At 64.1% G+C, this 6,000-nt stretch carries 5 protein-coding genes; 3 read left to right on the top strand and 2 right to left on the bottom strand.

The window, feature by feature from the left end:
- Nucleotides 1-1,476 (top strand): alpha/beta hydrolase family protein (locus ACTS2Z_RS03495; RefSeq protein WP_442571843.1); only part of this gene is annotated, 1,476 nt, incomplete at its 5' end.
- A 125-nt stretch (nucleotides 1,477-1,601) separates the two neighbouring features.
- On the opposite strand, the gene ACTS2Z_RS03490 is transcribed toward ACTS2Z_RS03495, so the two are convergent.
- Both ACTS2Z_RS03490 and ACTS2Z_RS03485 read right to left on the bottom strand, forming a co-directional pair.
- Nucleotides 1,602-2,270 (bottom strand): hypothetical protein, encoded by a 669-nt coding sequence (locus tag ACTS2Z_RS03490; RefSeq protein WP_442571842.1) that lies wholly within the window; start codon nucleotides 2,268-2,270, stop codon nucleotides 1,602-1,604.
- Nucleotides 2,271-2,359: 89 nt separating this feature from the next.
- Nucleotides 2,360-2,968: a hypothetical protein gene (locus ACTS2Z_RS03485; RefSeq protein ID WP_442571841.1), complete on the bottom strand. Its 609-nt coding sequence runs from the start codon at nucleotides 2,966-2,968 to the stop codon at nucleotides 2,360-2,362.
- Between the two features lie 256 nt (nucleotides 2,969-3,224).
- On the opposite strand from ACTS2Z_RS03485, the gene ACTS2Z_RS03480 reads away from it, so the two are divergent.
- Nucleotides 3,225-4,856 (top strand): peptide ABC transporter substrate-binding protein, encoded by a 1,632-nt coding sequence (locus ACTS2Z_RS03480; RefSeq protein ID WP_442571840.1) that lies wholly within the window; start codon nucleotides 3,225-3,227, stop codon nucleotides 4,854-4,856.
- 6 nt (nucleotides 4,857-4,862) lie between these two features.
- Nucleotides 4,863-5,978 carry a DUF3667 domain-containing protein gene (locus ACTS2Z_RS03475; protein ID WP_442571839.1) on the top strand — a complete coding sequence of 372 codons (1,116 nt, stop codon included), beginning with the start codon at nucleotides 4,863-4,865 and terminating at the stop codon, nucleotides 5,976-5,978.
- Nucleotides 5,979-6,000: the final 22 nt, after the last annotated feature.

The following is a 6,000-nucleotide window of genomic DNA, read 5'->3' as shown; positions in this document are numbered from 1 at the left end:
CACCGTTATGACCTGCGCCGCAATTCCAGCCAGCTGGTCGATACCGGCAATGAGCATACGGTCACCTGGATCGTTGACAGCCGGGGCGAGCCTGTTTTCCGGCAGGACATCAACCGCCGCGCCCAGACGATCGAGCTGTTCGCCGCTCAGGGCCGGGGCTGGGACCGCGTCTACCGCACGAATTACGAGGAAGAGCGTTTCGGCCGCCGTTCCTATCGCAACTACCCCGATCTGGGTGTTGTCGAGGGCATGAGCCCGGATGGCCAGTTCCTCTTCTTCTCTTCCATCCGTGACCGCAACCGCACCACGGTCAGCCGCTTCAACGTGCAAACGCAGGAGATCGAGCACGACATCGTTGCCGATCCTGTCTTTGACGTGTCGGGCATCATCCGTGACTGGCGCAACAACAACGTGATCGGCGTGTCCTGGATCGGCGAGCGCCGCAACGTGGTCTATTTCGACGAGGAATTTGCCGAGCTTCAGGCTGAGCTCGACGAGCTCTTCCCGGGCAGCGATGTGGTGATCTCCAGCTGGGACCGTAACTTCAACCGTGTCGTCGTTCGCGCCAATGGCGCAGGCGAGACGGGCGGCTTCTACCTCGTGGACTTCGAGCAGGGCTCGCTCTCGCTCGTGGCGCCGGCCTATCCCAACATCACCGCCGACATGATCGGCGATACCGAATGGATCTCCTATACCGGCCGTGACGGCATGACGCTCTATGCCTACCTCACCCTTCCGCCGGGACGCAGCGACGCTACGGGCCTGCCCATGGTGGTGATGCCCCATGGTGGTCCCGAAGCGCGCGACACCTACGGCTTCGACATGTGGGCCGACTTCCTCGCTTTCCGCGGCTATGCGGTCCTACGTCCGCAGTTCCGGGGTTCGACGGGCATGGGCCGGGAATATGTCGAGGCTGGCTATCGCCGCTGGGGCCGCGAGATGCAGCACGATGTCAGTGACGGTGTGCAGCACCTTGTCGAGTCCGGCCGTGTTGACGGTGATCGCGTCTGCATCTTCGGCTGGAGCTATGGCGGCTATGCGGCGCTGGCCGGTGCCACACTCACGCCGGACCTCTATCGCTGCGTGATCGCCGGTGCACCGGTGTCCGATCTTATCGCGATGATGGAATATGAATCGCGTCCGGGCCGTGAAGGCGCGCTGGAATACTGGCGCGAGAATATCGGCGACTGGGCCGGTGCCAACCCGACGGTGACGCGTGAACAGGTCGAGGCGGTGTCGCCTGCCTATCAGGTGGCCAACGTCCAGGCGCCTGTCCTGCTCATTCACCCGCGCGAGGACATCATCGTTCCGCTCGAGCAGAGCGAGATCATGGCTGCGGCGCTTGAGCGTGCCGGCAAGGAGCACGAGCTTCTCATCATCGAGAATGACGGCCACAACCTGCTGCGCGTGAACACCCGCGTCGAGACGCTGCAGGCGATGGACCGCTTCCTGCGCACCCACAACCCGCCAGACTAGGTGGAGCGGGCCAATGCCCAAATAACAAGGGCGCCTCGCGACTGCGGGGCGCCCTTTTTGCTGGCCTGAATTTTCCCGGTGCGGCGCTGGGCAAGCTCACCTTGCTTGCGCCCCGGGCTTGCGTTCTATCGGACGCGGCTGACCCGGTAGGTCTGGCCTTCGCCATTGATGCGCATGATGAAGGAGCCCATGGCCGCACGGCGGATTTCCGCCTCGCCGCCGACAACGGCGCGCGTCGAGATGCGGCGCCCGGCATCGACCTGCGTCCACACCTGACCGTTCTCCATGGTGAAGCGGTACTGGTTCGGCGACACCATGTCGGCGCGGGCGATGGTCATCAGCACGCGTTCGACCTGACCATCCTCGCCGCGTTCGATAACCTCGACGCCGCTGGTGTTCTCTGCTGCCGCGATGCCGCGCTCGCTGGCGGATGCACCCGCCGTTGCGCCAGCTGACGCCGTGGCGCTACCGCCATCATCGCCGCGCCCCGCAAAGAGCGACAGGGACAGGCGCGGCAGGCTGGGCAGGCTGAACCCGAAACCGTCACGCTCGATGGCTTCGACCGCCGGGCGGTCAACGGCCACCAGCTCGCCGGAGCGTACGCTGGCGCGCAGATTGGCCACCTGCTCGTCATAGCAGGCCAGACGTGCGGCGCCGTCCTCGATGTCGGCGCAGGCGATGACGGTTTCCAGCGGGCCGGACTGCGCATTCGCGCCAGCCGTGCAAACCGAAAAGGCGAGGGCAAGGGCGCCCGCCGCGGCAAAAGCGGGTCTGGCAGTCGGGTAAATCGTCATGGCGGTCTCGCGTCCTGCGTTGGAATACGGGCGGGCATCGTGCCTTGCGGGCTGGCCGGGATCAACTCGCCAGCGCTGTCACCTGCCGGTCAGTCGCGCCGGGCACGCACCGATAGCGGGCTGTTGCTCAGTGACATGAAGTAGGAGCCGACCGCGCCGCGCCGGATGCTGACCGTCAATCCGGACGTGTTGCGCGGCAAGTGGATGCGCCGCGTGTCAGTCTGGCGCCAGACCTGTCCGTCAGACAGAACGACATAGAGCTTGCCGTCCTGTCCGTGGCCGGCTTCCTGAACGGGCACGTTCAGCAGGGCCTCGATCTCGCCCGTGTCCGAACGTACGGCCTGTGTGCCGTCGCCATAGGCCTGCACACGCGACATGTCACCGGTCGTGCGTCCCAGAAGGGCGGTCAGGAAGCCGCCTGTTCCGGTCGTCGCGGTGCCGAAGCTCCCGCGCTCGGCGGCGACGGCGCGTTCGCGCTCCACAATGGAAATTTCGCCAGACTGCAAGGCCTCGGCCATGGCGGCCGAGGTGCGGTCGAGACAGGCATGACGCTCGGCGTCGTCTGCAATGGTCCGGCAGGCGAGGAAGGTGTCGACGAGCGGCGAACCACTGTCCTGCGCCCCAGCCAGACCCGGAAAAAGGACAAGCGTGCCTGCCAGCACAAAAGGCGCAAGTTTCCGGGCAGGCAGTCGTGTCATGGCGGCAATCCTTCGTTCAGACGTTTGCGCGCAAATGAGTCCCCATGCGCGGCGGCGTGTCAACGCAAGCCTCACATATCCATCCTGCCTGAGTGCGTGCGGGCATCCGTGCCAGAGGGCGCGGCATCGCGCCGCTTGCGCACAGCGATGCCTTGCCATGGGCTCGCCAACAGGGGATGGATATGGTGTGGTATAATTAACAGTCCGGTCAAAGCGAGGGGAAACGCGCTGCCGGACGCAATCGAGGAGACCATCCATGGGGATTTTGAGACAGGCGGGCGCGGCAGCGCTGGCCGGCATTGCCGCCCTGGCGCTTCATGCGTGCGGACGCAGCGCCGAGGACAGCGATTCGGTTGTCCTTCACCGGGGCAACATGGCCGAACCACTCACTCTCGATCCCCACAAGGCCTCCGGCACCTGGGAAAACAACATCATCGGCGACATGTTCATCGGCCTGTTCACCGAGAACGCGGCTGGCGAAGCCATCCCCGGCATGGCTGAAAGCTGGGAGGTGTCCGAGGATGGCCTGAGCTGGACCTTCACCTTGCGCGAGGCGCAGTGGAGTGATGGCGAGCCGGTGACGGCCTATGATTTCGAGTATGCGCTGCGCCGCATCCTCACGCCGGAAACGCTGGCGAACTATGCCTCGGTTCTCTACCCGATCCGCAATGCGCGCGCGGTTAATACCGGCGACATGGAACCCTCCGAGCTTGGCGCGAGGGCCGTCGACGAGCGCACCCTGGTCATCGAGCTGGAATTCCCGGCCCCTTATCTTCCGGGGCTTCTGACCCACTACACAACCTTCCCGGTGCCCCGCCATGTGGTGGAACGCTTCGGCGATGCGTGGATCCAGCCGCAGAACATCCAGACCAACGGCCCCTACACGCTGGTGGCCTGGCGGGCGAGCAACTTCGTCCACGTGACCCGCAACGAGCTGTTCTGGGACAATGAGAATGTCTGCATCGACGAGGTGTTCTACTACCCCACCGTCGACAATGCTGCCGCCGAGCGCCGCGTGCGCAATGGCGAGCTGGACCTGATCACGGACTTTGCCGGTCAGAGCTTGCCCTTCCTGCGCCAGCAGGTGCCGGACTATGTGCGCGTGCACCCCTATCTCGGCATCGTCTACTTCTCATTCAACACGACGATCGAACAGTTCTCCGACGCGCGCGTGCGCAACGCGCTGGGCATGGCGATCGACCGCGACTTCATCGCCGAAAACATCCTGAGAGCAGGCCAGATCCCGGCTCACTCCTTCATTCCGCCTGGCGTGGAGAACTATCCCGGCACGGCCCGCATCAGCTGGTTTGATGCCCCGATCGAGGAACGCCGCATCCTGGCGCGCGAACTGCTGGAGGAAGCCGGCTACGGCCCGGAGAACCCGTTGCGCTTCACCTATACCTTCCGTGCGACAGGCGATAACCCGCGTATCGCGCCTGTCGTTCAGCAGGACTGGCAGCTGATTGCCGACTGGGTGCAGGTGGAAATCCAGGTCGTCGAGACGCAGATCCACTACTCCAACCTGCGTTCGGCCGATTACGAGATCGGCGATGGCGGCTGGATCGGCGACTATAACGACGCCTACAACTTCCTGTTCCTTGGCGAGACGGAATCGGTGCCGATGAACTACACCCGCTGGTCGAACGAGCAGTTCGACACGCTGGTGGATCAGGCGAACCGGACGATCGACGCAGCAGAGCGCGGCGAGATGCTGGCTGAGGCCGAGCAGATCCTGCTCGACGAGATGCCCTACATCCCGATCGTCTATTACGTGAACAAGTCGCTGGTGAACCCGCGCGTCACGGGCTGGGAAGACAATATCAATCACATTCACCGCACGCGCTGGATGTGCTTCTCCGACCTCGAGACGGCGGCAAGCGAAAGCTAGCCTGTCTTGAGCGACACGCTGGGAGACGCGGCCGATACCGCCATCGAACATGTCCAGGCCGACGCTGTGGCGGGGCTGGTAGATGACGATGGCGGTGGTGCCGCCAGCGGAACCTGCCGCAATTGCGGCACCCGGCTTGCTGGCGAGTTTTGTCATGGCTGCGGGCAGAGTGCCCGCGGCCTTCGACGTCCCTTCTGGGACCTTGTCATGGAAAGCGTCGAGACGCTCTTCCTGATGGACGGGCGCCTCGCGCAGACCGTACCGGCCCTGATGCTCTATCCGGGCCGTGTCTCGCGCGATTACCTGAATGGGCGGCGGGCACGCTTCATCCCGCCTTTCCGCCTCTATGTTCTCGCTTCGCTGGTGTTTTTTGTCCTGATGCCTCTGGTTACGGGGCAGGGCGGCTTCACCCTTCCCGAAACGCCCGGCATAGTGATGGCAACCAGCCAACTCGACGAGGCGCTTGAAGAGGGGAGAATCTCGGAAGAGGAACATGCCGAGGCCGTTGCGGGACTTGAGCGGGTCGAGGGCATGCTGCCCGGCAATGCGGGAAACGCAGACGCCGCCGATACCAGCGAGGACACGTCCAGCGCTGGTACCGGAACGCCTGCAGCCAGCGATGGCTCGCTGAACGGGATCATACCCGAAGAGGCCATGACCGCCTTGCGCGAAGCAGAAGCGCGCGGTGATGGCGATGCGGCAGCGATCCGGCGGATTCTGGACAATCCCTCGCGGGTGGGCGAGGAGACGCGGCGCTGGATACCGCGCATCATGTTCGTGCTGCTGCCCGTCTACGCGCTGCTCCTGTCACTCGTCTATGCGTGGCGCCGGCGCTTTTTCTATTTCGACCATCTGATCGTCTCACTGCACTTCCATGCCGCGCTCTTCTTCGCCATGTCTCTTGGCATGCTCGCGGCCATGCTGGTCGGCTGGGGCTGGGTCACGCTGGCATTGCTGATCTATGCCAATGCCTATCTCTACAAGATCAACCGGGTTGTTTACGGGCGAGGCCGGTTCAGCTCGGTCCTGCGCGTGCTGACGCTCGACACGATCTACGGCTTTATCCTGATACTCGCCCTCACGACGGCCTTTGCGCTAGGCGCCATCAGCGCGGCCCAATAATAAAAAAGCCCGCCGGTTTGCG

It is taken from the genome of Glycocaulis sp. (genome assembly GCF_052168375.1).
Taxonomy (GTDB): Bacteria; Pseudomonadota; Alphaproteobacteria; order Caulobacterales; family Maricaulaceae; genus Glycocaulis.
The sequence above is the reverse complement of the archived record's forward strand: the minus strand, read 5'-3'. Positions and strand labels throughout refer to the sequence as shown.

Bases quoted from the DNA above. Each gene is read 5' to 3' on its own strand.
- ACTS2Z_RS03490 (WP_442571842.1), bottom strand. From the start codon at position 2,270: ATGACGATTTACCCGACTGCCAGACCCGCTTTTGCCGCGGCGGGCGCC.
- ACTS2Z_RS03480 (WP_442571840.1), top strand. From the start codon at position 3,225: ATGGGGATTTTGAGACAGGCGGGCGCGGCAGCGCTGGCCGGCATTGCC.
- ACTS2Z_RS03485 (WP_442571841.1), bottom strand. From the start codon at position 2,968: ATGACACGACTGCCTGCCCGGAAACTTGCGCCTTTTGTGCTGGCAGGC.